The sequence below is a fragment of the Corynebacterium hindlerae genome, from assembly GCF_014117265.1.
GTDB classification, from domain to species: domain Bacteria; phylum Actinomycetota; class Actinomycetes; order Mycobacteriales; family Mycobacteriaceae; genus Corynebacterium; species Corynebacterium hindlerae.
Genome location: NZ_CP059833.1, coordinates 176,000 through 199,731, shown reverse-complemented (window position 1 = coordinate 199,731; position 23,732 = coordinate 176,000). Strand labels below are relative to the sequence as shown.

Here is a 23,732-nt window from a genome sequence, read left to right as displayed (position 1 = left end):
ATGCCAACCAGCTATCTTAGGCTAGTTGACCTTCCATCGAAGTTAGCAGGTCATTCCAGCTGCTAATAAATTTCTCCACGCCCTCGCGTTCCAGCACCGTAAACACGTCTTCGGTGTCGATGCCCACCGCCAGCAGCTGGGTGAACAGCTCAGATGCGGCCTCACCCTGACCGGTCAGGGTGTCGGAGGTGACGTCGGTGCCGTCGAGCACAGCGCGTAGCGTCGGCTCCGGCATGGTGTTCACCGTGTTCGGTCCGGCGAGCTGCGTGACGTACATCGTGGCGGGGTAATCGGGGTTTTTCACGCTTGTCGACGCCCACAGTGGCCGTTGCACATGTGCCCCTGCCGGCAATTCGGCATCCGCAAACAACTCCTCGAATGCCGCGTAAGCCAGGTGGGCATTCGCAATGCCGGCCTTGCCCTTCAGCGCGAGTGCTTCCTCCGTGCCAATCGCATCCAGGCGCGCATCGATCTCGGAATCCACGCGGGAGACAAAGAAGCTAGCCACCGAGTGGATGCGGGACACATCGTGGCCTGCTTCGTGTGCGCGGGTAATGCCGTCGATAAACGCGGCGATGACCTCTCGGTAGCGCGCGACCGAGAAAATCAGCGTGACGTTGACGCTGATCCCTTCGGCCAGCGCGTCGGAGATTGCTGGCAGGGATTCCGGGGTGGCCGGAATCTTGATCATGACGTTTTCGCGACCGACCCGCTCATAGAGTTCGCGGGCTTGGGCGAGGGTGGCGTCGCGGTCCGCGTGCAGGCGCGGGTCTACTTCGATGGAGACCCGGCCGTCTACACCGCCAGTGCGCTCGTAGATTTCGGCGAACTCGTCGCAGGCTGCGCGGACGTCGTCGATAGCCATGTCGTACACCGCGGTATCCACCGTGGCACCGTTGCTTTTCAGCTCGGCGATCTGGGCGTCGTAGGCAGTGCCGGCAGTCATGGCGGAGGCGAAAATTGCCGGGTTGGTGGTCACTCCCACGATCCCGGTGGTGGCGATCATGTCGCGCAGGTTGCCGGAGGTGAGTCGGTCGCGGGACAGATCGTCCAGCCACACGGAGGTACCAATCTGAGCGAGCTTATCTACTTGAGTCATGGGTTATCCCTTCAAGGTTTCGCGGGCAGCGGCGACGACGGCCTCGGTGGTGATACCGAATTCGCGGTACAGGGTGGCAAAGTCCGCAGAGGCACCGAAGTGCTCCAGGGAGACGGCCTTGCCTTGAGAACCGAGGAAGCGGTGCCATGGCATAGCGATGCCAGCTTCGACAGATACCCGAGCGGTGACCGCAGCAGGCAGCACCTGCTCGCGGTAATCCGCGTCTTGCGCCAGGAACCACTCCATACACGGCATGGACACGACGCGCGCCTTGGTGCCCTCGGCGGCGAGCTCGGCCGCAGCGGCGACGGCGAGCTGCACTTCGGAGCCGGTGGCGATGATGATGACGTCAGGAGTGCCGTCGGTGTCGACGAGCACATAAGCGCCCTTAGCGACGCCCTCCAGCGCCTTCTCCTTGGTCCCCTCAAGAACGGGAACATTCTGGCGGGTGAGCGCCAGTCCCTTAGGTCCTGCTGGCGCTTCGATCGCGCACTTCCATGCCGCTGCGGTCTCATTGGCGTCGGCTGGGCGCAACACGGTCATCTGTGGGATGGCACGCAGCGCAGCGAGCTGTTCGACAGGCTGGTGGGTAGGACCGTCCTCACCAAGGCCGATGGAGTCGTGGGTCCACACATAATAGGTGTCGATGCCCATGAGGGCGGCTTGGCGCACGGCTGGACGCATGTACTCAGAGAAAATCAGGAACGTGCCCCCGTATGGCAGATTACGGCCATGCAGCGTCATGCCGTTCAGGATCGCTCCCATAGCGTGCTCACGGATGCCGAAGTGCAGGTTACGGCCATACGGGGAAGTGGACCACATATCGGTGGAAATTTCTCCCGGACCGAAGGACTTCTCTCCCTTGATCACGGTGTTGTTGGAACCAGCCAGATCGGCGGAACCGCCCCACAGCTCCGGCAGGGTAGCGCCAAGTGCCTGGAGGGTGGCCTCGGATGCCTTACGCGTTGCAAGGCCCTTGGCATCAGCGTCCCAGGTGGGGAGCTCATCGGCCCAGCCTGCGGGCAGTTCGCGATCCTGGGTACGGTCGAAGTAAGCCTTGCGCTCCGGGTACTGGGCAGCCCAGGCGTCGAAACGCTCTTGCCACTCGGCCTGCAGCTTGGCACCGTGGTCGGCGGCCTTGCGGGTGTGGGCGAGGACCTCGTCTTCGATGAAGAAGTCCTGCTCCGGGTTAAAGCCCAGTTCGCGCTTGGTCGCGGCGACCTCCTCCGCACCGAGAGCTGCGCCGTGGACCGCACCGGTATTCATCATGGTGGGGGCAGGGTAGCCGATGATGGTGCGCACCCGGATGAAGGTCGGGCGCTGCGTCTCTGCCTTAGCCTTCTCGACGGCATCGAGGATCGCCGAAACGTCTTCGCCACCCTCGATCTCCAGCACCTGCCAGCCGTAGGCGCGGTAGCGGGCGCACACATCTTCGGTGAACGCGATGTTGGTGTCGTCCTCGATGGAGATGCGATTGTCATCCCAGAACACGATCAGGTTACCCAGCTGCTGGGTGCCGGCGAGGGAGCAGGCTTCCGAGGTGACGCCTTCCTGAACATCGCCGTCGGAGGCGATGACGTAAATGAAGTGATCCCAGATGGACTCACCAGGGGCAGCCTCAGGTTCGAGCAGGCCACGTTCGCGGCGGGCTGCCATCGCCATGCCGACGGCGGAGGCCAGGCCCTGTCCGAGTGGACCGGTGGTGATCTCCACGCCCTTGGTGTGGCCGTACTCCGGGTGGCCTGGGGTAAGGGCGTCCCAAGTGCGCAGGGCCTTTAAGTCATCCATTTCCAGGCCGAACCCTGCCAGGTACAGCTGGATGTATTGGGTGAGTGAGGTGTGACCGCAGGAAAGCACGAAGCGGTCTCGGCCCACCCACTCGGCGTCATTAGGGTTGTGGTTGAGCACACGCTGGTAGAGGGTGTACGCCAGTGGGGCCAGACTCATGGCGGTACCTGGGTGACCGGAGCCCACCTTCTGCACGGCGTCGGCAGCGAGGATGCGGGTGGTATCAATCGCCTTGGTATCCAGATCAGTCCAGTCAGATGGGTAGTTTCGCGCGGTGAGAGCTTGGAGTTCAGGCGACAGTGCCACGGTTTTTCCTCGACTTTCGGGTCGGTGACAAGGGTGCACGACGACTGTTACGTGTCGCGTACAGATAACGAGGACTAGTTTAGTGAAAAGTGCCGGAGGGGTAAGACGATTCGTCAGAACTGGTGGGATGGGGCTACCATGTTCCAGTTGACATTTCTACCCCCGGGAACTTTTTATAGTTGCGACACGACTAATTCTAGTGGCGTTCATGTCCACAACTGGCGTAGCGTCGACATGCGACTACACATACTTAAACAAATACACTGCTGGAGGAAGTCCCTTGGAGACAATCAAGGCTTATATCGCTCTGACAAAGCCCAAAGTGATTGAACTCCTTTTGGTTGCCACTATTCCTGCAATGCTGCAGGCTGACCGAGGTGAAAACCACGCCCTGCTCATCCTGCTGACGGTCGTCGGTGGCTGGATGGGTGCCGCGGCAGCCAACACCTTCAACATGGTTGCGGACTCGGACATTGACAAGCTGATGGGCCGCACCCGGAAACGACCACTCGCGAAGGCGACGGTTTCCAACCGCGCCGCCACCATCTTTGCGTGGACGCTCACCGTCGTGAGCTTCCTGTGGCTGTGGCTGCTTTGCCATTCACTGCTGGCCGCGGTCTTTGTGATGGCCACCATCGCTTTCTACATCTTCGTCTATACCAAGTGGCTCAAGCGCTCCACTCCGATGAACATCGTCTGGGGTGGCGCCGCCGGCTGTATGCCCGTGATGGTCGGCTGGGCAGTGATCAAGGACAATCTCCCTGCTGGCACCGCCTATGAGTGGTGGCAACCACTCGTGCTCTTCCTCGTCATCTTCTTCTGGACGCCACCGCACACCTGGGCGCTGGCGATGAAGTACCGAGAAGACTACAAGGCCGCCGGGGTCCCGATGTTGCCCGTCGTCAAGCCTGCCCATGAGGTAACCCGCCAAATCCTCTGGTACACCTGGGGCACTGTGATCGTATCGTTGCTGCTGGTTCCCGCAGCCGGCTGGCTCTACGCCGCTGCCGCGCTGCTTGCTGGCCTGTGGTTCATCGTCATGGCTACCCGCCTGCACGGCAAGGTATCCCGAGGTGAGGAGACCAAGCCGCTAGCACTGTTCATCCTCTCCAACAACTACCTGGCCGCACTGTTCGTGGCGCTGTCCGTCGACGCCCTCCTGGGCCTGCAGACGATCGGCAGCTTGTTCTAGCTCAACAAATAAAAAGCCGGGCCTGGCGTTGAACCAGGTCCGGCTTTTGGGGTTAGGGGACAAAAGCGTGTCTGGTCAGCATTTTGCGTTGCTACTTCACCCGCTGGGGCTTCGGCCACGGCCCCTGAAGTTTCTTACTAAAACCCGGGAAGCATTCCCCGGATCTCGGCCCCAGAATAGTGAGATAGCAGATGTGCAGCCTAAAAAATCACCGAAACCCGGGGAACGCTTCCCGGGTTTTGTGGCTACGTTAATTGTCAGACTACTTGTGAAACGCCTTTTAAGGAGGATTCATGAGTACGAAAGTTCATTACTCGGCTAGCCGGTTTACCCCCGAGCAGCGGCGTGAGATTGCGTTGAAGTATGCCGGTTTGCCGTGGGGTCAGAAAGGCCCGTTTGCTCAGCGTCTCGGTATTTCAGGAGATACGCTCCGGTCGTGGGTAGCTGCGTGTGCTGATGGTGATCTCGACAACGGGTTGATTCCACGCAAGACTGGAAAGATGACTACTGATGATGTCGCTGAGATCACACGGCTGAAAAAGCTTCTAGATGACCAACATGCCCAACACGCTGAAGCGTTAGCTCAACAGGAGCAGAAACACGCAGAACTTGTCGCAGCATACGAGGCGAAATTAGCTGATAAAGACGCAGAGATCATCAAATTGGACAAGGCGGCTGATGCGTTGGGAAAAGCTATCACCGTCTTGCACGACCTTGGCGGGGCACGCGGCGAGGCGGGAAACAACTAACCGACGACCAGCAGGAAGAGTTCGATTCTTTCGTTGACAATGAGCTACGCCTGTATCAGGAACTAGTAGATGCTGGTTTTAGTCACCGGGAGGTCTCCCGGTTGACGGGGTTGGCGTCTTCGAGTCGGTATCAACGCCTTCACCCTGGATACCGAACGGTGGATAACCCCACCCCTTATGATCAACGCCGTGGTGACGTGGCCTTGATACCTGAAGAAAAAGCGACGATTGTCACCCAACTGTCTGATGGTTGCAGTAAAACAGTACTCCAGGCGTATCACGAAGCGTTAGATACAGGTCAGGTGGTGGCATCGTTGTCATCGTATTACCGGATCGCTAGAGACCCGTTTGCTTGTCCTGGCCGTCTGGCAGGGGCACCGCAACAACCGTCACGACGTGTCCGTCGTGGCCAGAGCACATCCCGCCCACCGCAGCTGCATGCTACCCGCCCCTTCCAAGTCATCGTGTGGGATATTACGATTCTGCCGTTGCTTTACCGTGGGCAGTCAGTGGCGTTGCATATGGCACTGGATTTGTACTCCAGAGCCATTGTTGGGTTTATCCTGGCTGAATCCCCGTGCGCTACCACAGCCAAAGCACTGTTTAACGATGTGATCACCCTCGCCCATGAGCACGGGCACACAGTAGAATCCGTCCATTCTGATAACGGGCGGACCATGAAATCACACGTGTTGAAAGAGTTGTTTGCCTCCCACGGGATTACTCAATCCTTTACCCGTCCACGGGTCAGCGATGACAATGCTCACATGGAATCATCGTTTTCCACGATGAAAAACGATCTGACCTACCCAGACGTCTTCGACGATATCGACCAAGCAGCCGCATGGGTGACTGACTGGGTGAAGTTCTATAACACTGCCCGTGTCCATTCCGGGTTGGCGTATTTCACCCCGCATGACGTGTTGACCGGTACATGGGCACCAGTCTGGCAGAAACCGGAAAGCCACCAAAGAAAAACTTTTCAACAACAACCCCGCCCGCTACAGGCACAAGCCACCGATCACACCCACCCCACCAACAGAAGTGAGGTTCAACATCACCAATACCCCCGAAAGTCACACAACCCAAACAATATTCGACACAGTGATGACCTAACAGCCACTACTACCTACCCCCCATTTACCCTCAATGATTCACAACTAGTTGACAACGATCGAATCCGATGCTGTGTTGGCACTCGGCTGGGCTAGCGTTGTCACAACAGGACTGGTCGGCCTGTTTCCCAGCTTGCTTTATTCTCGATTGCTTCCAGCCATGCCAACATCAGCTCTCTAACCCGCCACTGGGCATGGACGGTGCAGCGTTGAATCCTGGTTCTGGCCCAGCACCCTCTGGGCAGGAGGGTCGGTTTTGTTCACCGCCACACCCCACCACAAGCGCAAAAAGCGGTATCGAAGGACACCGACTGGAATAAACACAGGTTTTAGGGCTCCTACGCTCTGGAAAACACGAATCAGAGACACACTTGACTCTGAAAACAGGTTAAGTAACAAATCGAGCGTACGGATGGGACGTTTCACGGCCGAAAAATCCCATCGGTACGCTCGATTTCCCCCTCGCTTAGGAACGAACGCGTCCCGCTGCGTAGAGCAGGGCAGTGTACGCGGTCACAACACCAGAAAGACCGACGTGGAGTGGAACGGTCCACCGCGGGATACCGAACCAGTACTGGATGATTCCCACGGCTGCTTGCACCACGATAAACGCGATGAGGAGGTAGCCGAACTTCATAGCCTTCTGGGAAGCCTTCACAGTGAGAAGAGCGACCACCAGGCCGATAGTGAGACCGAGGTAGAGGTACATGAAGTGGGCGTGAATGTGCGCCATTTCAGCGATGTCCACTTCGAGGCGACCTTCCATGCCGTCCCCGGCATCACCGGAGTGGACGCCAGCGCCGGTGACCATGGTTCCAGTGGTGAGAACGCCAGCTAGAGCGACGGCGGAGCCGACGGCGAGGAGGCGCAGTGGGCGTGGGTAGTGCCACTCGTCCACCCCCTCGTCTGGTGCCTTAACGTGCTCGTACAGGAGCACGGCCAGCCAGATGAGGATCATCGATGGCAGGAAGTGCAGGGCAACTGCCCACCACTTCAGGTCGAGGTGCACAGAAATACCCCCGATCACGCCCTGGATGACCACACCGATTACCTGGTACCAGGCGTGAAGTTTGATCAGTGAGTGGCGTTTGCCGGCGTAGACAGCGACCAGGAGGGCGACGGTGATGAGGCCCAGGATGATGGCCAAGCCACGGTTACCAAATTCGATAGCCTGGTGGAGCGCTGGAGCTGCACCTTGCACTGGAACCAGTGAGCCGGGGTGGCAGTTCGGCCAGGTATCGCAGCCGAGGCCGGAACCGGTCACGCGGACAATTGCGCCAGTGACGGTGATAGAGATCTGTCCGATGAGAACCGCAAGTGCCAGTGCGAGCTGGGTTTTCATCGGCTTGTTATCTTTTGGCAAGGGAGTATACACGCTTGCTTATCTTATCTGGTGTGGCTGGAAAACCGCCCATCGGATCAGGGAGCCACCGCGTAACTCTCACCACATTTGGGTTAGCTGAATCGGAACAGCTTGGTGGCAGCCGCCATACCCGCGATCGCCCAGAAACTTAACAACAGCAGATTCAGCCACGCGATGCTGCCGGTTAGCGCCTGCTGCAGCGCATCGGCGAAGGACACTGAAGGGATGATAAGCGCGGCGGTCGGAATCGGCCCGCTGGCCCGCAACACGAAGTAGGCGGCTGAACCGAGCAGCAGGAACCACAGGGTGTTGGCCACAGCGAGAACCACCTCAGAGCTGCAGGTACCACCGAGCAGCAGGCCGACAGCGGTGAACGTGCCCACACCGAACAACATCACAACCGCGGCCGGAAGGATCCCGCTCAGGGGCATCGTCCAGCCGATAGCCAGCGCAATGGCACCCAGAATAAGTGTTTGGACGATCGATACGCCCACCACGGCCACCACTTTTCCGAGGATGATAGTCCACGAAGGCACCCCTGAGGCCCCGATCCGTTTTAGGGCACCGTAGCGCCGGTCGAAAGCTACCGCGATGGCTTGGCCAGTGAATCCGACGCTCATGCCCGCAATGGCGAGCGTGAACGGGAACACGGTGTGGACGGGGGAGTCCAGGCCCAGGACGTCGGTAAGCGACAGCCCAATGAGCAAGGCAGCGGGGATGATCAGAGACAGCAGCTGCTGCTCGCCGTGGCGAAGGAATAGTGTGGCCTCGATGCGAGCCTGCGCCGCGATCATCACCGGCACGCTGGCGTGGCGCGGGTCCGGGGTGAAGGTGCCATCGCTAAAGGTGTGGTTCTTGGTCATGTCAATTTACCTCCGCATGTCCCGTCCGGTGAGGTCCAAAAAGACTTCTTCTAGGGATCCGGCATCGACCCCGATTGATCGAATCAGCACGCCCTGCCGCGCGGCCTCGGCGGTCAGCGCAGCGAGCAGCGCAGGGGTTACCTCGCCGAGGAGACGATAAGAGTGCGGTTTCACGGCCTCTACCTGCGCGCCGAAGGAAACGAGCTCTCGCTGCAGTACATCGACGTCCAGCGCGTCCACGGTATCCACGTGGATCCGCATAATCTCCGCGTCGCGCGCCTTCATCAGCTGCGCGGGAGTGCCACTGGCAACCACGCTGCCTTGGTCAATGATGACCACGTTGTCGGCTAGTGCCTCCGCCTCGTCCATCAGGTGAGTAGTGAGGACGGTGGTCACGCCGTCGGCCCGCAGCTGGTTGATCAGATCCCACACCAGTAGTCGCGATTGGGCGTCCATCCCGGCGGTCGGTTCGTCCAAGAACACCAGCTCCGGACGGCCGACCAGGGCAAGCGCCAGCGAGAGTCGCTGCTGCTGCCCGCCGGAGAGACGTCGATAGGCGGTGCGACGGTGCTCGGCCAGCCCAACAAGGTCCAGCAGCCAATCGGAGTCGAGGGGGCGCGCGCTATACGACGCCACCAGCCGCATCATTTCGCCCACCCGGATTCCTGGATACGCGCCCCCACCTTGCAGCATGATCCCGATTCGGCGGCGGACCTGGCCGGCCTGCGTCACCGGGTTTAGGCCCAGCACCGAAATAGTCCCGCTGTCCGGACGTTGGAAACCCTCGCACATTTCAATCGTCGTGGTTTTGCCCGCACCATTGGGACCGAGGAGGGCAACGACGGAGGCCGCGGGAACCTCGAAGGAAAGATCATTGACGGCGGTGTGCGTGCCGAACTTTTTGGTCACGTTGCGCAGCGAAAGCGCAGATTCTTGGGCAGTCACAAGCACTCAGTTTAGGCCAATGATTCCGCGTTTTTGGAAAAGCCACCCAAAAGCGAGGAGCAACACGATGAACAGCAGCGCAGCTCCCACGTAGATGCTGAGCACGGTATCAGCTGGGAGCCTCAGTCCACGAGGAAGGACGAAAAAGCTCATGATCGCAGAATATCCGGCCGCCAGCACACGAAACAGCGGGCGGTTCGCCCACGCGGCGAGAGGCAGGATCGCCCACAGCAGGTACCAGGGGTGCACGACGGGGAAGAGCACCACCATCACGAACAAGGACACCCCCAGACCGCCGACAGGGTGGATGCGCCCCCACCAGGTGGCGAGCAGCATACGAAGCATAAACGCGCCGGCCACCGCGAGCCCTACCGCGCGGGTCACGGAGAGCATCCGTTCCGTGTGGTCACCGATCTGGAGCCAGTTGCCGATCACCCCAGCGATAATGCCGACGTCGGTGGTCACCGACATCCAGCTGCGGATCGTGGCCGCACCGCCTTGCCCGGTGATCCACCCCAGGCCGATCCCGGAAATGGCGGTGACAAGCGCGGTGACCGCCACCAGGACGGTAGCTGGCGCCACGACAGCAACGCCCAAAGCAACGAACGGCCGACTGCCCCGCTGCTGCAGAGCGCGCGCCAACGCCATCCCCAGGAAACCCAACGCGATAAACCCAGTGACTTTCACCAGACCCGCGCAGGTAATGAGAGCGCTACCGAAGGCGAACAGGGCCCAGCCGGGTACGCCACGCTTATCGACGCCCCGCAGCCCGAACTCAAGGCCCGCCAGCAAGAACCCGAGCAAAATAGCCTCGTTATGGATGCCACCGATCAGGTGCAACAAGGAAAGCGGGTTGAGCGCGCCCAACCAGAGCGCGGTTTGTTTGGACACCTGGCAGCGCTGTGCGAGCTTGACCAAGGCCCACGCTGCGCACACCAGACCGATTACGGACACGAGTCGGTGCCCGAGCACCCCGAATAAGATGCTGTTGTTCGTGACAGTGCTAATTGCGGAGGCTATCGCAAGAGCCACCGGGCCATACGGGGACGGGGAGTGCGCCCAAATGAATGGCACGCTCCGCGCAAGCACGTGATCCGGCCCCAACAGATCAACGGGCCCGCCGGAATACGGATCCATCCCGCTGGCCACTATGGCGCCTTGGGCGAGGTAGGAGTAAATGTCCTGGGTAAATAGCGGAGCGGTGAGCGCGATCGGGAAAACCCAAGCAATAAAAGTGCGGCGCAACATCGGCAGGGACACGCGAGCGGCGTTTCCTGGCCGCAAGGAAAACGGATTCGCCAAGGTAGTACTGACGAAGGGAGCCATGAGCACCCACGCGAGCACCAAGCACCCGACGCCCAGCAACGTGACGATCGACGAGGTCGTGAGCATCCTGGCCATGACAGCGCCAGCCGGGAACTGTGGATATGGGTTGCCCACCACCGGAAATGCCCCAGCCCCGAGCGCGCCAATTCCCATCATGAAGGCGCCGAGAGTGCCAATCCAGCGCAGCGCGACGAAGCGGCGCAGCTCGAAATAGTTGAGGTCCCGGGCTTCCAGGCTGTGGTCGTCGTGAAGCTCAGCAGAGCGCGAACCGGGTGCCCCAAGCCGTGGCAGGGCATCCTTTAGCCAGGTCAGAGGGCGGGTGTTGCTGGATACGGTCACGTTCCCACATCCTACTAGAGGGCTTGCTAAGCACGGGTTCGGCGTGTCGCTGGTGTAGAGCTGGACAAAGCGCACGAATTACGGAACACTTATGTTGTCTAATAGCAATGTTGGACGTTAGCGCCAGTACAGTACACGAGCGGAGGTGACAACCTACGATGACGCATTCAGATAACGCCGATGGGCGCACCAGGAGCGAAATCATGGTCACGCTGCTGCGCAGCGGCCCGTGCAGCGCCTCGTTCCTCGGCCAGCACCTCGGAATTTCAGCCGCCGGAGTCCGCCGGCACCTGGACATTCTGGAAGCCGAGGGCCTCGCGGAAGTCGCTCCCGCTCGCAGCAGTGCACAGCGGGGCCGAGGCCGTCCGGCAAAGTCCTTCGTTCTCACAGATCGGGGACGAAGCCAGTTCGGTCACGACTACGACACTCTCGCAGCCTCGGCGCTCGAAGCACTCCGGGAGACCGGTGGGGAAGAAGCCGTCCGGGCCTTTGCCCGCAAACGCATCGAAAAGATCGTCGCCGGCATCACCCCCGCGGACGCATCGGAGGATTCCGTCAAACAAACCACCGAGCAGATCGTCGCTGCGTTCGCCAAAAGTGGCTACGCCGCGTCGACCAGCGAGGCCGGTGGCGGAGTGCAACTGTGCCAGCACCACTGCCCAATATCGCACGTGGCCTCGGAATTTCCTGAACTATGCGAGGCCGAACACCGCGCGATCGCGGAACTGCTCGGGCAGCACGTGCAGCCATTGGCGACCATTGTGGATGGCCACGGCATCTGTACTACTAACATTCCACTGACACCTATTAACAACTCACCTAAGGCACCACGTGTAACAAAGGAAGGAGCGGCTAATGACGCAGGCAACTCATGACCGCGACGTCAAACCCCAGCTCACTGACGAAGAGATCATCGATTCCATCGGTGCATACCAATTCGGCTGGCATGACCCAGACGTAGCCGGCGCTTCCGCCAAGCGCGGTCTGTCCCGCGAGGTCGTGGCAGACATTTCCCGCATGAAGAGCGAACCCGAATGGATGCTCGAACGCCGACTGAAGTCCCTGGACATCTTCGAAAAGAAGCCCATGCCAACCTGGGGTGCCGACCTTTCCGGCATCGACTTCGACAACATCAAATACTTCGTCCGCTCCACCGAACAGCAGGCCACCACCTGGGACGACCTGCCGGAAGACATCAAGAACACCTACGACAAGCTGGGTATTCCAGAGGCCGAGAAGCAGCGCCTGGTCGCCGGTGTGGCTGCGCAGTACGAGTCCGAGGTGGTCTACCACCAGATCCGTCAGGACCTGGAAGAAAAGGGTGTCATCTTCGTCGACACCGACACCGCACTGCGCGAGCACGAGGAGCTGTTCAAGGAGTACTTCGGCACCGTCATCCCTGCCGGTGACAACAAGTTCTCCGCACTCAACACCGCCGTGTGGTCTGGTGGTTCCTTCATCTACGTGCCGAAGGGCGTCCACGTGGACATCCCGTTGCAGGCTTACTTCCGTATCAACACGGAAAACATGGGCCAGTTCGAGCGCACCCTGATCATCGTGGACGAGGATGCTTACGTCCACTACGTGGAGGGCTGTACCGCGCCGATTTACAAGTCCGATTCCCTGCACTCCGCGGTGGTGGAGATCATCGTGAAGAAGGGTGGCCGCTGCCGCTACACCACCATCCAGAACTGGTCCAACAACGTCTACAACCTGGTGACCAAGCGCACCAAGTGTGAAGAGGGCGCCACTATGGAGTGGGTCGATGGCAACATCGGTTCCAAGGTAACCATGAAGTACCCGGCAGTGTGGATGACCGGACCATACGCTAAGGGTGAGGTGCTCTCCGTCGCTATGGCGGGCGAAGGCCAGTTCCAGGACACCGGCGCAAAGATGGTGCACATGGCGCCGTACACGTCCTCCAACATCGTGTCCAAGTCTGTCGCCCGCGGCGGTGGCCGCGCCGCTTACCGTGGCCTGGTGCAGGTCAACAAGGACGCCCACCACTCCACGTCGAACGTCGAATGTGATGCGTTGCTGGTGGACAATATCTCTCGTTCGGACACCTATCCTTACAACGACATCCGCAATGACCACGTCTCTCTCGGACATGAGGCGAAGGTGTCACAGGTGTCTGAGGACCAGCTGTTCTACCTGATGTCCCGTGGTATTGGCGAGGACGAGGCGATGGCGATGATCGTCCGTGGCTTCGTGGAGCCGATCGCCAAGGAGCTCCCAATGGAGTACGCGCTGGAGCTCAACCGCCTGATTGAACTGCAAATGGAAGGATCTGTGGGTTAATGACCGCCCCTGTGAAGAACGCTACTTACCACAACAACAAGGGCGACCTGTTTACCTCCTTCAACGTTGAGGATTTCGAGGTTCCCCACGGCCGTGACGAAGTGTGGCGCTTCGTACCACTGCGTCGCCTTCGGGGTCTGCACGACGGCAGCTTTACGACGGCCACCACCCCAGACATCCAGGTGACCGTACCGGACACCGCCACTGGGGTCACCGTCGAGACTGTTTCCAAGGATGATCCGCGGCTCGGCCAAGCTGGCGCACCGGTAGACCGCACCTCGGCTCAAGCATGGTCCGCAATGGCTGAAGCCACCATCGTCACCTTTGCCCAGGACAGCGTGAACTCCGACGCGGTGGAGATCACCGTCACCGGCCGGGGCGACGATGTCACCTCATTTGGCGCGATCACCATCATCGCCGAAAGTGGCGCGGAAGCGCTGGTGAACCTGCACTTCGTTGGTTCCGGAACCCACAGCGACAACCACGAGTTCATCGTTGGCGACAACGCTCGCCTGTCTGTGGTTGTTCACGAGGACTGGAACGATGACGCCGTCCACCTGGCGCACGAACGCGCAGCTCTCGGGCGCGATGCCACCTTCCGCCACGCCGCAGCCGTGTTCGGTGGATCCTTGGTCCGCCTGGTGCCACAGGTGAAGTTCACCGCTCCGGGTGGTGACGCAGAAATGCTCGGCGTGTACTTCGCCGATGACGGCCAGTTCTTCGAACAGCGCCTCCTCGTAGACCATGCACAGCCAAACTGCCGGTCAAACGTGCTCTACAAGGGCGCGCTTCAGGGCGACGCAAGCTCCGAACGCACCGAGGCCCGCACCGCCTGGGTGGGCGACGTGCTCATCCGTGCAAATGCACAAGGCACGGAAACCTACGAGGCAAACCGCAACCTGGTTCTCACTGAGGGTGCTCGTGCGGACGCTGTTCCGAACCTGGAAATCGAAACCGGCGAGATTGCCGGCGCTGGCCATGCAGCCACCGTCGGACGCTTCGACGACGAGCAGCTGTTCTACCTGCTCTCTCGCGGCATCAACGCCGAAGATGCCCGCCGCCTCATTGTGCGGGGCTTTTTCTCGGAAGTAATCAACCGTATTCCGGGGGCTACCACCCGCGAACTCCTTGAGTCCAAGATCACCGAAGAACTTGACGGCACCGAACTTTAAATAACGAAGGAAAACTACATTGAGCACTCTCGAAATCCGCAACCTCACCGCGCAAGTTCTCCCTACCGATGACTCTGGCGAGCCAAAGCAGATCCTTAACGGGGTGAACCTGACCATCAAGTCCGGCGAAACCCACGCGATTATGGGTCCGAACGGTTCCGGTAAGTCCACCTTGGCGTACACCCTCTCCGGGCACCCTCGCTACGAGGTCACCGGCGGTGAAGTCCTCCTCGATGGCGTAAACATCCTCGACCTTGAGGTAGACGAGCGCGCCCGCGCCGGCCTGTTCCTGGCTATGCAGTACCCAGTTGAGGTTCCTGGCGTGTCCATGGCCAACTTCCTGCGCACCGCAGCAACCGCAGTGCGTGGCGAAGCCCCAAAGCTGCGTGACTGGGTGAAGGAAGTAAAGACGGCTCAGGAAGAGCTATCTATTTCCAAAGAGTTCTCCGAGCGGAGCGTGAACGAGGGCTTCTCCGGAGGCGAGAAGAAGCGCCACGAGGTGCTGCAGCTGGGTCTGCTGAAGCCAAAGTTTGCTGTGCTGGACGAGACTGACTCCGGTCTGGACGTCGACGCCCTGCGCGTGGTCTCCGAAGGCATCAACCGTTACCAGGAGCGCGAAAACGGTGGCGTGCTGATGATTACCCACTACAAGCGCATTCTGAATTACGTCAAGCCTGACTACGTTCACGTGTTTGCCAACGGCCAGATCATCACCACTGGTGGCCCTGAGCTTGCTGATGAGCTCGAGGCAAACGGCTACGACCAGTACCTGTAATGGCTTGTCTCGTTCATTCCGACGGATCGCTCAATGTTGACGCGATCCGGTCGGAGTTTCCTATTCTCCACCGAAAGGTACGCGGTGATCAGCCACTGACGTACCTTGACTCCGGGGCCACCTCGCAACGGCCCGAGCGGGTGTGGCGAGTAGAAGAGCAGTTCGTGCTGCACACCAATGCCCCCGTGCACCGTGGCGCCTACTCTCTGGCAGAGGAGGCAACCGACGCCTACGAAGGTGCCCGTAACGCTATCGCCGCGTTTGTTGGTGCGCACCCGGATGAGCTGGAGTTCACCAAGAACGCCACCGAGGCCCTGAACCTGGTGGCCTATGTTCTAGGCGATGATCGCGCAGGCGAGCTGCAGGTCAAGGCGGGCGACACGGTTGTCGTCACGGAGCTAGAGCATCACGCGAACCTGGTGCCGTGGCAGGAGCTGTGCCGTCGGACCGGCGCCACGCTCAAGTGGTACGGCACCACGGACGACGGCCGGATTGACCTGGACTCTCTGGAGCTGGATGAGACGGTGAAAGTGGTTGCCTTCACCCACCAATCCAACGTGACCGGTGCGATCGCTGATGTGCCGGAGATGGTGCTTCGTGCCCAGGCCGTTGGGGCGCTGACGGTGTTGGATGCGTGCCAGTCGGTGCCACACATGCCAGTGAATTTCCGTGAGCTGGGCGTGGATTTCGCCGCGTTTTCCGGGCATAAGATGTGTGGTCCGTCCGGAGTCGGTGCGCTCTATGGGCGACTGGAGCTGCTGCAGCAGCTGCCGCCATTCCTCACCGGTGGCTCCATGATCGAGCTGGTGAAGATGGAAGGGTCCACCTACGCGCCGCCGCCGCAGCGCTTCGAGGCCGGTACCCAGATGACCTCTCAGGTGGTCGGGCTGGGTGCTGCCGTCGATTTTCTCAATGAGATCGGCATGGAAAACATCGCCGCGCACGAGCATGACCTGGTGGAATACGCCCTGGAACAGCTGCAGCGCATCCCTGGGTTGTCGCTGCTGGGTCCCGCGACGGCGGAGAATCGTGGCAGCGCGATTTCCTTCGCTGTGGAGGGTATTCACCCGCACGATTTGGGTCAGGTCCTCGACGACCAAGGCGTGTGCATCCGTGTGGGCCACCACTGTGCGTGGCCGATCCACCGGGCGAAGTCGGTTCAGGCGTCGGCACGTGCCTCGTTCTACCTGTACAACACGCGTGAGGAAGTTGACCGCCTCGTGGCTGCGATCAAGCACGCCCAAGAGTTCTTTGGAGTGGCATAGATGAAACTGGAACAGATGTACCAAGAGGTCATTCTCGACCACTACAAGAACCCGCAGCACGCCGGACTCCGGGAGCCATACGAGGCCGAGGTTCACCACGTGAATACCTCCTGCGGCGATGAGCTGACGCTCCGCGTCCATTTGTCAGCCGACGGCACCACGGTGGAGGACATCTCTTACGAAGCGGAAGGCTGTTCCATCAGCCAGGCTTCCACGTCCGTGATGGCTGAGGAGATCGTCGGTCGTCCTGTGGCAGAGGCAATGGAGACCCTGGCTGCTTTTGAAGAGATGGTCACGTCCCGAGGCCATATTGAGGGCGACCCAGAGGTCATCGGTGACGGCGTCGCCTTTGCTGGCGTTGCGAAATATCCGGCCCGCGTGAAATGCGCCCTGCTGGGCTGGAAAGCGTTCCAGGCAGCGACCGCTGAAGCTTTGGAAGGAAAGAAAGACTAGATGTCGGAAGAGAACGTAACTGAGGAAAAGGATCCGGTACCACCAAAACCGGAGCAAACCGAGGCAGACCTGGCCAAGGCGTCCGATGTTGAAGAGTACATGCGCGACGTGATCGACCCCGAGCTGGGTATCAACGTCGTTGACCTGGGTTTGGTGTACGACATTTACATGGTCGACGGCACGCACGCCGTGGTGAACATGACGCTCACCTCACCGGCCTGCCCGCTCACCGACGTGATTGAAGAGCAGGCCGAGCAGGCCGTGGTCGGTTCCGGCACCGCCGAAAAGCTGACCTTGAACTGGGTATGGATGCCCGCGTGGGGACCACACATGATCACCGAAGACGGCCGCGACCAGCTACGCGCCCTGGGATTTTCGGTTTAAATCAGCGCCCGCAGGATCGCTGCTTTCGTAGACAGCGGCACGCGGGCGAACACCCAGGCCATCCCGGTGAGTGTGCCGGGCAGGTCACCCAACTTTAGAAAGCGGGCGTGAAACGGCGATAGCAGCAGCGCTTTCAGCAGGTGCTGCACCTGCGCGGGCTCAAGTTTGAGAAGAACCCGCTGTAGGCGGCGCGCGAGCGCCACGTCAGCGCGGAATGTCCGAGTGCGCCACGGTAGCGGCCCGCCGCGCCACAGGGCGTCCAAGGTGGCGTCCGCCAGGCTTATCGACGTCCCCAGGCTGAAGCCACAGACAGGATTAATAAACCCGGCCCTCGCACCATAGGGCAGAGCGGGACTATCATAGTGCTGCGGTCCCATCGGGATGAGCACTTTTTCTTCCCCCGTATTCTGCTGCTGAGGCAGTGTGCTTGCCAGTTGCTCCCACGGCCGCTCGGTGGCAGTGACCAGGAGGGTTTCCTCCACCAAGTGTCCGCGGGGAGTGGGGAAGCTGTACTGGAAAGTCTCGCCATGGAAGTCCATCCAGGTCACGGGGCCGCTGTCCAGGAACACACCGAATGCTTGTTGGTAGGGCGGTTGTGGCGTGGCGCCACGGGCGTCGATAAGCATCTGCGTCTGATATTCCACCCCGGCCACCCGCACCGAGTACGCCGAGGTGATCTCCGCGGACTCCTGCAGCACCTCGAAGTTCAGGAGACGCTCCCGCCACGAGTTATCAATGATCCCGTACTCCCGGTCCAGCTGGTAGCCCAGGCCGCCAAAGCGCACGCTGGGAAATCCGCGCCAAAACAGGGGAGCGTCGGCAAGTTCGTCCACCCAACCGCCATACGTGGCGGTCCACTGCGCGGCCGGATCGATGCCGAGCACTTTCAGTCCCCGCGCGGTAGCCCGATGCCCCAGGTAGGCGCCTGCCGGGCCGAGGCCAAGGATGATCATGTCGAAGGTGCTCATACCTCACACGCTATACCGGCCTACGGCGGATGTCACCAGGGGCGAAACCGTGGTTAGGAGCTCAGGCCACCGGAGAGGAGATCCTGCTTTGCTGCCGGCGTTTCGGCTGGCTCGTGCGGGGCGCGTGGCTCGGGGGAGCCGGGCATACTGTCAATCTGACGCGGCGCCGGCATATCCGGCTGAGTTGCCGTTGGACCATCGGCAGCCACGGTATCTTCCATTCCCGCACAGGCCAGTTTTGCTGCAACGCTGTCGCCGGTTTCCCCGGTAGCAACAATGTTGAACTGCAGTGGGTAGCTGACGGAGTAGTCCATCATGCGGGTGTCAAAGTTGAGCATCCCAGGACGGATGAAGAAGTGGGAGGTGCCTTTGCGCACCGCGTGAGACTTCACCACCACATCCGGCACTGATGCCACGAAGCTATCCGCCGTCTCCTGCAGCGCAAGATCACTGGTATCGATGGTGACGGCTTCCATGCCGTGAACCTCGGTGAGCGAGATTTTCGCCTTGGTTTGTTCGCTGAATTCAGCCGAGTCTACTTTCAAGGTCAGTGGAACGCTGATATCGAGTCGCAGATTGCTCAGCTCGGTCACTTGCAACTGGTTGGCACCGTTACGCAGCGACTTTGGAATGACGATGTCATCAATTCGGATCTGGTGCGAAGCGGAGTCACCAAGCTCCACCCAATCCGGTCCCCACGAGCGGGCCTGAACCGAGACCCCATTGTCACCGCGGTACACACCAGCTGCTGGGTGAGCATCATCCTTAGGTGTGGTGGTGAGGTAGCAGTGCATGGGCGCTACAGCAGTGCCGGGTGCGGTTTCAGCCGCACCTGCAAGTGTGCTGCTGCCAAACAAGACTCCTGCCAGAGCGACGCAGGTAGTCCGGGTAACGCGTACCATGTTCCGAGAAGATGCCGTCTTCACTTTTGCTCCAGTTTCTTAAGACAGATCGATCACGCCAGGTGCTGGCACGATCGTGCGAATGGCTGGCCTTGTGACCAACCTGACACAGGACGATAGCGGTTAAATTAAACAGCTTTCAAACGCAAAACTTCTTTATCTTCTTGGGAACTTTTCTAAGTAAATTCCTACCTCGAGGACATAAAAAGATCCGATATAACCTGTCAAAGCACCTATGTACCAGGTGTTTTCCGAAAGCAGTTGCACTAACATCGCAGTCCACTGCTGAGCTAGCTATCACTGCAGGACTCCACCGAAAGTTTCCGCCCGCCGGGTACAGTCATCTGGGGGACAGCAAGAGTTCCCAGCACAGCTATTTTCTGATGCAACACATAGCTGAGCCCCGCTGACGACTAAGGACAATGGGCACCCGGCTATACTGTCCTGCTGTGATTGTCACCGAAGATTTCGAAGTGCACGTCGGCGCCCGCACCCTCCTCAACGCCCCTGGCCAACACCTCCGTGTCCAACCGGGGGACCGCATCGGCCTCGTTGGCCGCAACGGTGCCGGCAAAACCACAACCATGCGCATCCTCGCAGGCGAGAGCGAACCGTACGGTGGCAAAGTGATCCGCTCCGGTGAAATTGGCTATCTGCCACAGGACTCCCGCGAAGGAAACATCGAGCAAACCGCCCGCGACCGGGTGCTCTCAGCCCGGGGCCTCGACCGGATTAAGGTGTCAATGGAACGCCAGCAGGAAATCATCGAAAGCGGTACCGACGCGGAACGCAACCGCGCCGTAAACAAGTACTCCCGCCTGGAAGAGCAGTACTATTCGCTCGGGGGCTACGAAGCCGACTCCGAGGCCGCCCGCATTTGCGACGCCCTCGGCTTGCCCGCACGAATCTTGGACCAGCCGCTGAAAACGCTCTCCGGCGGTCAGCGTCGGCGCGTAGAACTCGCTCAGATCCTGTTCGCAGCCACAGCCGGTTCCGGCCGCTCGAAGGTCACGCTGCTTCTCGACGAACCAACCAACCATCTCGACGCCGACTCCATTACCTGGCTGCGTGAGTTCCTGAAAAAGCACGAGGGCGGCCTCATCATGATCTCTCACGACGTCAAACTGCTGGAAGCCGTCTGCAACAAGATTTGGTTCCTCGACGCCGTCCGAGGGGAAGCTGATGTGTACAACATGGGCTGGAAGAAATACCTGGACGCCCGCGCCACCGATGAACAGCGCCGCCGACGCGAACGCGCCAATGCAGAAAAGAAGGCTGCGGCGCTCAAGCAGCAGGCCGCCAAGCTCGGCGCCAAGGCCACGAAGGCCGCCGCGGCGAAGCAGATGCTGGCGCGTGCGGAAAAGATGGTGGCCACCACGGACGAACTGCGCGTCGCGGATCGGGTAGCGCACATTCAGTTCCCGGAACCGGCGCCATGTGGCAAAACCCCTTTGAACGCCAAGGGACTTACCAAGATGTACGGATCCTTGGAAGTCTTTGCCGGGGTGAACCTCGCAATTGACAAGGGCTCGCGTGTGGTCGTGCTCGGCTTCAATGGTGCAGGTAAGACCACCCTGCTCAAGTTACTCGCCGGAGTGGAACGTACCGACGGCGAAGGCGGCATCGTCACTGGCCACGGCCTCAAGATCGGCTACTTCGCCCAGGAACACGACACCATCGACCCTTCCAAAAGCGTTTGGCAAAATACCATCGAAGCCTGCCCGGATGCAGGGGAGCAGGACCTGCGGTCCCTGCTGGGCGCCTTTATGTTCAGCGGCGAACAGCTCGACCAGCCAGCAGGAACCTTGTCAGGTGGTGAGAAGACCCGCCTCGCGCTTGCGTCGCTGGTGTCCTCCCGCGCCAACGTTCTGCTTCTCGACGAGCCGACCAACAACCTCGACCCACAATCCCGAGAACAAGTGCTCGATGCCCTGCGCACGTACACCGGCGCCGTCGTCCTCGTCACTCACGACCCCGGCGCCGTCAAGGCTTTGGAGCCGGAGCGCGTGATTGTCTTGCCTGATGGCACCGAGGATCTGTGGTCGGAGGACTATATGGAGCTGGTGGAGCTAGCTTAGGGGTGTCGAATTTGGGGTTCTGATTGGTGATGGCGGGGGTAGCTTTTGGCTAGATCGAGCCAGTATTTCGACGGCTGCACACAGCTTTATCAGCTACGAAAACCGCATAGCCACAAACGGCGACGAGACAAATCACGGGGATGTTGAGCGCTAATATCGGGTTAACATGAATTAGTTCGAGAATAACGGCGATTATGTTTGTTACCACCTGAAGAAAAACATTCAACTTAACCACAGGTTTCGCTGCAGAATGCCCGGTTTTCCACTGATCAATACCCGCGGTGGTAGCAGACGTTCGCAACCCAGGACTCCCAGGCAGCGACTCTCCATTTGCTGCCTTATTCGTGATGTGCAGCAGGTAAAACGCCATCACGATTAATGAAATATGCACCAAAATGAGCACTTCCATATGAAATCCTTTTTCTCCAAAAACCAATTACCAAGGAATCTTCTTTTTCACTGCTGGATGAATAATATTGAGCTAGCCTAGCAGCTGACTGTAGTGTTTTTTGGAGAATAGAATTGTGGGGGGAGGGCTAGTTCTAACCATTCCACCTGCACAGATTGCTTTCCATACGGGGGTACTTTGTTTCGAAAGTTAACATTGGCCACACCGCAGTAAATACCCAAACAGTGTGGCCTAGAACATGAAGCCGGCGACAAGCCTAGCTAGTTACATCAGAACCGCTAGTTCCTAAACCCATGCACCGGCGCCGGAATGAATCCGCCACGGGCGATAAAGGAAGAGTTGCCCACCTTGTTGACCGGGATCACCGGTGCATAGCCGAGCAGACCACCGAAGTTGACTTCGTCGCCAGGTTCGGTGCCCGGAACTGGGATGACGCGGACTGCGGTGGTCTTATGGTTCATGATGCCGATGGCGGCCTCGTCCGCGATCATGCCGGCAATGAGCTCGGCGGAGGTGTCGCCTGGGATGGCGACCATGTCGAGGCCGACGGAGCAGATAGCGGTCATCGCTTCGAGCTTGTCGATGGAGATCGAACCAGCGCGTACAGCGTCAATCATGCCCTTGTCCTCGGAGACCGGGATGAAGGAACCGGACAAGCCACCGACGCGAGAGCAGGCCATCATGCCACCCTTCTTTACGGCGTCGTTAAGCAGCGCGAGCGCAGCGGTGGTGCCATGCGTGCCAACCTGATCCAGCCCCATCGCCTCCAGGATGTTCGCCACAGAGTCGCCAATTTCGGCGGTCGGTGCCAGCGAGAGGTCGACGATGCCGAACGGGACGCCTAGGCGCTCGCTCGCCATGTTGCCGACCAACTGACCGGCACGGGTGATCTTAAACGCCGCCTTCTTAATCTCTTCTGCGATCGCGTTGAGGGAGGCGTCGTGAGGCATGCGCTCCAGCGCGCGGGCCACCACGCCAGGACCGGACACGCCGACGGACACGACGCAGTCCGGCTCTTCGATGCCGTGGAAGGCACCCGCCATGAACGGGTTGTCACCCACGGAATTAGCGAAGACCACCAGCTTGGCGCAGGCGATGGCGCTGCGATCCTTGGTCAACGTCGCGGCGTCCTTGATCACCTGCCCCATCTGGGCGACTGCATCCATATTCAGGCCCGCCCGGGAGGTGCCCACGTTCACGGAGGAGCACACGGCCTCGGTGATGGTGAGGGCCTCCGGGATAGATTCGATCAGACGGCGATCGCCGGAGGACATCCCCTTTTCCACCAGTGCAGAATAACCGCCGACGAAGTTCACGCCGGTTTCCTTCGCCGCGCGATCCAGTGCCTGGGCCAGCTCAACCGGGTTGCCCTGAACAGAAGCGGCCAGCAAGGCAATCGGGGTGACCGAGATGCGCCGGTTCACAATCGGGATACCCAGCTCACGTTCGATGCCCTCGCACGTGCTGACCAGGTCCTTAGCCTGAGTGGTGAGACGATCATAAACAGCATCACAGGTTTCCGCCATGGACCCGCGGACACAGTCGAGGAGGCTAATGCCCATTGTCACGGTACGAATGTCCAGGCGGTATTCCTGGATCATCTCGATGGTGTCCCAAATGGCTTGGCTTCGCTGCGCAAAACTCATGACAGCCCCTAAATCTCGTTGGTGGCGGTAAACAGCGCTTCGGATTGGACCCGAATAGCGAGGTTTTCCTTCTCACCCACAGCAGACATCCGGTCCTGCACGGTAACGATGTCGAGTTTCGACTCATCGAAAGCAACGTGCAGGATCATGGTGAAGTAGCCTTCCATAATCGTTTGGGAGACGTTCTGGATGTTGACGTCCAGGGCAGCCAGTTCGGTGGCGACTGCTGCGATGATGCCCGAGTGGTCAGGGCCGGTAACAGAGATAATTGCGTACATGACTCTCACTTTAGCG

Annotated in this window: 22 protein-coding genes; 11 read left to right on the top strand and 11 right to left on the bottom strand. The window is 59.9% G+C overall.

The features are described 5' to 3' along the window. Nucleotides 1-16: 16 nt before the first annotated feature. Together tal and tkt are read right to left on the bottom strand one after the other, a co-directional pair. Nucleotides 17-1,099 (bottom strand): transaldolase, encoded by a 1,083-nt coding sequence (gene tal / locus HW450_RS00935; RefSeq protein ID WP_182386182.1) that lies wholly within the window; start codon nt 1,097-1,099, stop codon nt 17-19. A 3-nt stretch (nt 1,100-1,102) separates the two neighbouring features. Further along, nucleotides 1,103-3,193 carry a transketolase gene (gene tkt, locus HW450_RS00930; protein ID WP_182386181.1) on the bottom strand — a complete coding sequence of 697 codons (2,091 nt, stop codon included), beginning with the start codon at nt 3,191-3,193 and terminating at the stop codon, nt 1,103-1,105. A 280-nt stretch (nt 3,194-3,473) separates the two neighbouring features. Here tkt and HW450_RS00925 point away from each other — a divergent pair, with 280 nt between their 5' ends. The 3 genes from HW450_RS00925 to HW450_RS00915 all read left to right on the top strand — a co-directional run bounded on the left by HW450_RS00925 (nt 3,474) and on the right by HW450_RS00915 (nt 6,345). Then, nucleotides 3,474-4,385 carry a heme o synthase gene (locus tag HW450_RS00925; protein ID WP_182386180.1) on the top strand — a complete coding sequence of 304 codons (912 nt, stop codon included), beginning with the start codon at nt 3,474-3,476 and terminating at the stop codon, nt 4,383-4,385. Between the two features lie 293 nt (nt 4,386-4,678). Next, on the top strand, nt 4,679-5,134 hold the full coding sequence (locus HW450_RS00920; RefSeq protein ID WP_182386179.1) for a hypothetical protein: 456 nt from the start codon (nt 4,679-4,681) through the stop codon (nt 5,132-5,134). A gap of 158 nt (nt 5,135-5,292) precedes the next feature. After that, entirely contained in the window at nt 5,293-6,345 is a 1,053-nt protein-coding gene (locus HW450_RS00915) for a DDE-type integrase/transposase/recombinase (protein WP_182386178.1), read from the top strand. A 370-nt stretch (nt 6,346-6,715) separates the two neighbouring features. On the opposite strand, the gene HW450_RS00910 is transcribed toward HW450_RS00915, so the two are convergent. From HW450_RS00910 to mptB, 4 genes are all read right to left on the bottom strand, one after another. Next, complete coding sequence (locus HW450_RS00910; protein ID WP_182386177.1) at nt 6,716-7,591, bottom strand: COX15/CtaA family protein; 876 nt, start codon at nt 7,589-7,591, stop codon at nt 6,716-6,718. Between the two features lie 113 nt (nt 7,592-7,704). After that, complete coding sequence (locus HW450_RS00905; protein ID WP_182386176.1) at nt 7,705-8,475, bottom strand: ABC transporter permease; 771 nt, start codon at nt 8,473-8,475, stop codon at nt 7,705-7,707. Between the two features lie 6 nt (nt 8,476-8,481). Then, a complete protein-coding gene (locus HW450_RS00900) occupies nt 8,482-9,420 on the bottom strand; it encodes an ABC transporter ATP-binding protein (protein WP_232843286.1) in 939 nt (312 codons plus the stop codon). Between the two features lie 6 nt (nt 9,421-9,426). Beyond that, complete coding sequence (gene mptB / locus HW450_RS00895) at nt 9,427-11,085, bottom strand: polyprenol phosphomannose-dependent alpha 1,6 mannosyltransferase MptB (RefSeq protein WP_232843285.1); 1,659 nt, start codon at nt 11,083-11,085, stop codon at nt 9,427-9,429. Between the two features lie 158 nt (nt 11,086-11,243). Here mptB and HW450_RS00890 point away from each other — a divergent pair, with 158 nt between their 5' ends. The 7 genes from HW450_RS00890 to HW450_RS00860 are packed head-to-tail and all read left to right on the top strand — an operon-like array spanning nt 11,244 to nt 17,435. Further along, complete coding sequence (locus tag HW450_RS00890) at nt 11,244-11,960, top strand: helix-turn-helix transcriptional regulator (RefSeq protein ID WP_182386175.1); 717 nt, start codon at nt 11,244-11,246, stop codon at nt 11,958-11,960. Then, on the top strand, nt 11,941-13,386 hold the full coding sequence (sufB, locus tag HW450_RS00885; protein WP_182386174.1) for a Fe-S cluster assembly protein SufB: 1,446 nt from the start codon (nt 11,941-11,943) through the stop codon (nt 13,384-13,386). Before HW450_RS00890 ends, sufB begins: the two co-directional genes overlap by 20 nt. Continuing rightward, nucleotides 13,386-14,558, top strand: coding sequence for a Fe-S cluster assembly protein SufD (sufD, locus tag HW450_RS00880; protein WP_182386173.1), 1,173 nt, complete (start codon nt 13,386-13,388; stop codon nt 14,556-14,558). The genes sufB and sufD overlap by 1 nt, the downstream gene beginning before the upstream one ends. 19 nt (nt 14,559-14,577) lie before the next feature. Further along, the gene (gene sufC / locus HW450_RS00875; RefSeq protein WP_182386172.1) at nt 14,578-15,333 is read left to right on the top strand and encodes a Fe-S cluster assembly ATPase SufC; all 756 of its coding nucleotides are present in this window, start codon (nt 14,578-14,580) and stop codon (nt 15,331-15,333) included. Further along, nucleotides 15,333-16,598, top strand: coding sequence for a cysteine desulfurase (locus HW450_RS00870; protein WP_182386171.1), 1,266 nt, complete (start codon nt 15,333-15,335; stop codon nt 16,596-16,598). Before sufC ends, HW450_RS00870 begins: the two co-directional genes overlap by 1 nt. Then, nucleotides 16,599-17,051 (top strand): Fe-S cluster assembly sulfur transfer protein SufU, encoded by a 453-nt coding sequence (sufU, locus tag HW450_RS00865; protein ID WP_182386170.1) that lies wholly within the window; start codon nt 16,599-16,601, stop codon nt 17,049-17,051. Continuing rightward, the gene (locus HW450_RS00860; protein WP_182386169.1) at nt 17,052-17,435 is read left to right on the top strand and encodes a metal-sulfur cluster assembly factor; all 384 of its coding nucleotides are present in this window, start codon (nt 17,052-17,054) and stop codon (nt 17,433-17,435) included. Here the strand turns inward: HW450_RS00860 and HW450_RS00855 are convergent. Both HW450_RS00855 and HW450_RS00850 read right to left on the bottom strand, forming a co-directional pair. Beyond that, on the bottom strand, nt 17,432-18,403 hold the full coding sequence (locus tag HW450_RS00855; RefSeq protein ID WP_182386168.1) for a lycopene cyclase family protein: 972 nt from the start codon (nt 18,401-18,403) through the stop codon (nt 17,432-17,434). The two genes, HW450_RS00860 and HW450_RS00855, sit on opposite strands and share 4 nt — an antisense overlap. A gap of 53 nt (nt 18,404-18,456) precedes the next feature. Next, nucleotides 18,457-19,305: a hypothetical protein gene (locus HW450_RS00850; RefSeq protein ID WP_182386167.1), complete on the bottom strand. Its 849-nt coding sequence runs from the start codon at nt 19,303-19,305 to the stop codon at nt 18,457-18,459. Nucleotides 19,306-19,754: 449 nt separating this feature from the next. On the opposite strand from HW450_RS00850, the gene HW450_RS00845 reads away from it, so the two are divergent. Then, nucleotides 19,755-21,383 carry an ABC-F family ATP-binding cassette domain-containing protein gene (locus HW450_RS00845; RefSeq protein ID WP_182386166.1) on the top strand — a complete coding sequence of 543 codons (1,629 nt, stop codon included), beginning with the start codon at nt 19,755-19,757 and terminating at the stop codon, nt 21,381-21,383. 49 nt (nt 21,384-21,432) lie between these two features. Here HW450_RS00845 and HW450_RS00840 read toward each other — a convergent pair whose 3' ends face one another. The 3 genes from HW450_RS00840 to HW450_RS00830 all read right to left on the bottom strand — a co-directional run bounded on the left by HW450_RS00840 (nt 21,433) and on the right by HW450_RS00830 (nt 23,716). Further along, on the bottom strand, nt 21,433-21,792 hold the full coding sequence (locus HW450_RS00840) for a hypothetical protein (RefSeq protein WP_182386165.1): 360 nt from the start codon (nt 21,790-21,792) through the stop codon (nt 21,433-21,435). A 278-nt stretch (nt 21,793-22,070) separates the two neighbouring features. Beyond that, a complete protein-coding gene (locus tag HW450_RS00835; protein WP_182386164.1) occupies nt 22,071-23,438 on the bottom strand; it encodes a PFL family protein in 1,368 nt (455 codons plus the stop codon). A gap of 8 nt (nt 23,439-23,446) precedes the next feature. Beyond that, nucleotides 23,447-23,716, bottom strand: a complete 270-nt coding sequence (locus HW450_RS00830; protein ID WP_182386163.1) for an ACT domain-containing protein — start codon at nt 23,714-23,716, stop codon at nt 23,447-23,449. Nucleotides 23,717-23,732 lie beyond the last annotated feature (16 nt).

Bases quoted from the DNA above. Each gene is read 5' to 3' on its own strand.
- HW450_RS00850 (WP_182386167.1), bottom strand. From the start codon at position 19,305: ATGGTACGCGTTACCCGGACTACCTGCGTCGCTCTGGCAGGAGTCTTG.
- HW450_RS00840 (WP_182386165.1), bottom strand. From the start codon at position 21,792: ATGGAAGTGCTCATTTTGGTGCATATTTCATTAATCGTGATGGCGTTT.
- HW450_RS00890 (WP_182386175.1), top strand. From the start codon at position 11,244: ATGACGCATTCAGATAACGCCGATGGGCGCACCAGGAGCGAAATCATG.
- HW450_RS00910 (WP_182386177.1), bottom strand. From the start codon at position 7,591: ATGAAAACCCAGCTCGCACTGGCACTTGCGGTTCTCATCGGACAGATC.
- sufD (WP_182386173.1), top strand. From the start codon at position 13,386: ATGACCGCCCCTGTGAAGAACGCTACTTACCACAACAACAAGGGCGAC.
- HW450_RS00860 (WP_182386169.1), top strand. From the start codon at position 17,052: ATGTCGGAAGAGAACGTAACTGAGGAAAAGGATCCGGTACCACCAAAA.
- HW450_RS00905 (WP_182386176.1), bottom strand. From the start codon at position 8,475: ATGACCAAGAACCACACCTTTAGCGATGGCACCTTCACCCCGGACCCG.
- HW450_RS00920 (WP_182386179.1), top strand. From the start codon at position 4,679: ATGAGTACGAAAGTTCATTACTCGGCTAGCCGGTTTACCCCCGAGCAG.
- HW450_RS00835 (WP_182386164.1), bottom strand. From the start codon at position 23,438: ATGAGTTTTGCGCAGCGAAGCCAAGCCATTTGGGACACCATCGAGATG.
- HW450_RS00870 (WP_182386171.1), top strand. From the start codon at position 15,333: ATGGCTTGTCTCGTTCATTCCGACGGATCGCTCAATGTTGACGCGATC.
- sufB (WP_182386174.1), top strand. From the start codon at position 11,941: ATGACGCAGGCAACTCATGACCGCGACGTCAAACCCCAGCTCACTGAC.
- sufU (WP_182386170.1), top strand. From the start codon at position 16,599: ATGAAACTGGAACAGATGTACCAAGAGGTCATTCTCGACCACTACAAG.
- HW450_RS00855 (WP_182386168.1), bottom strand. From the start codon at position 18,403: ATGAGCACCTTCGACATGATCATCCTTGGCCTCGGCCCGGCAGGCGCC.
- HW450_RS00830 (WP_182386163.1), bottom strand. From the start codon at position 23,716: ATGTACGCAATTATCTCTGTTACCGGCCCTGACCACTCGGGCATCATC.
- tal (WP_182386182.1), bottom strand. From the start codon at position 1,099: ATGACTCAAGTAGATAAGCTCGCTCAGATTGGTACCTCCGTGTGGCTG.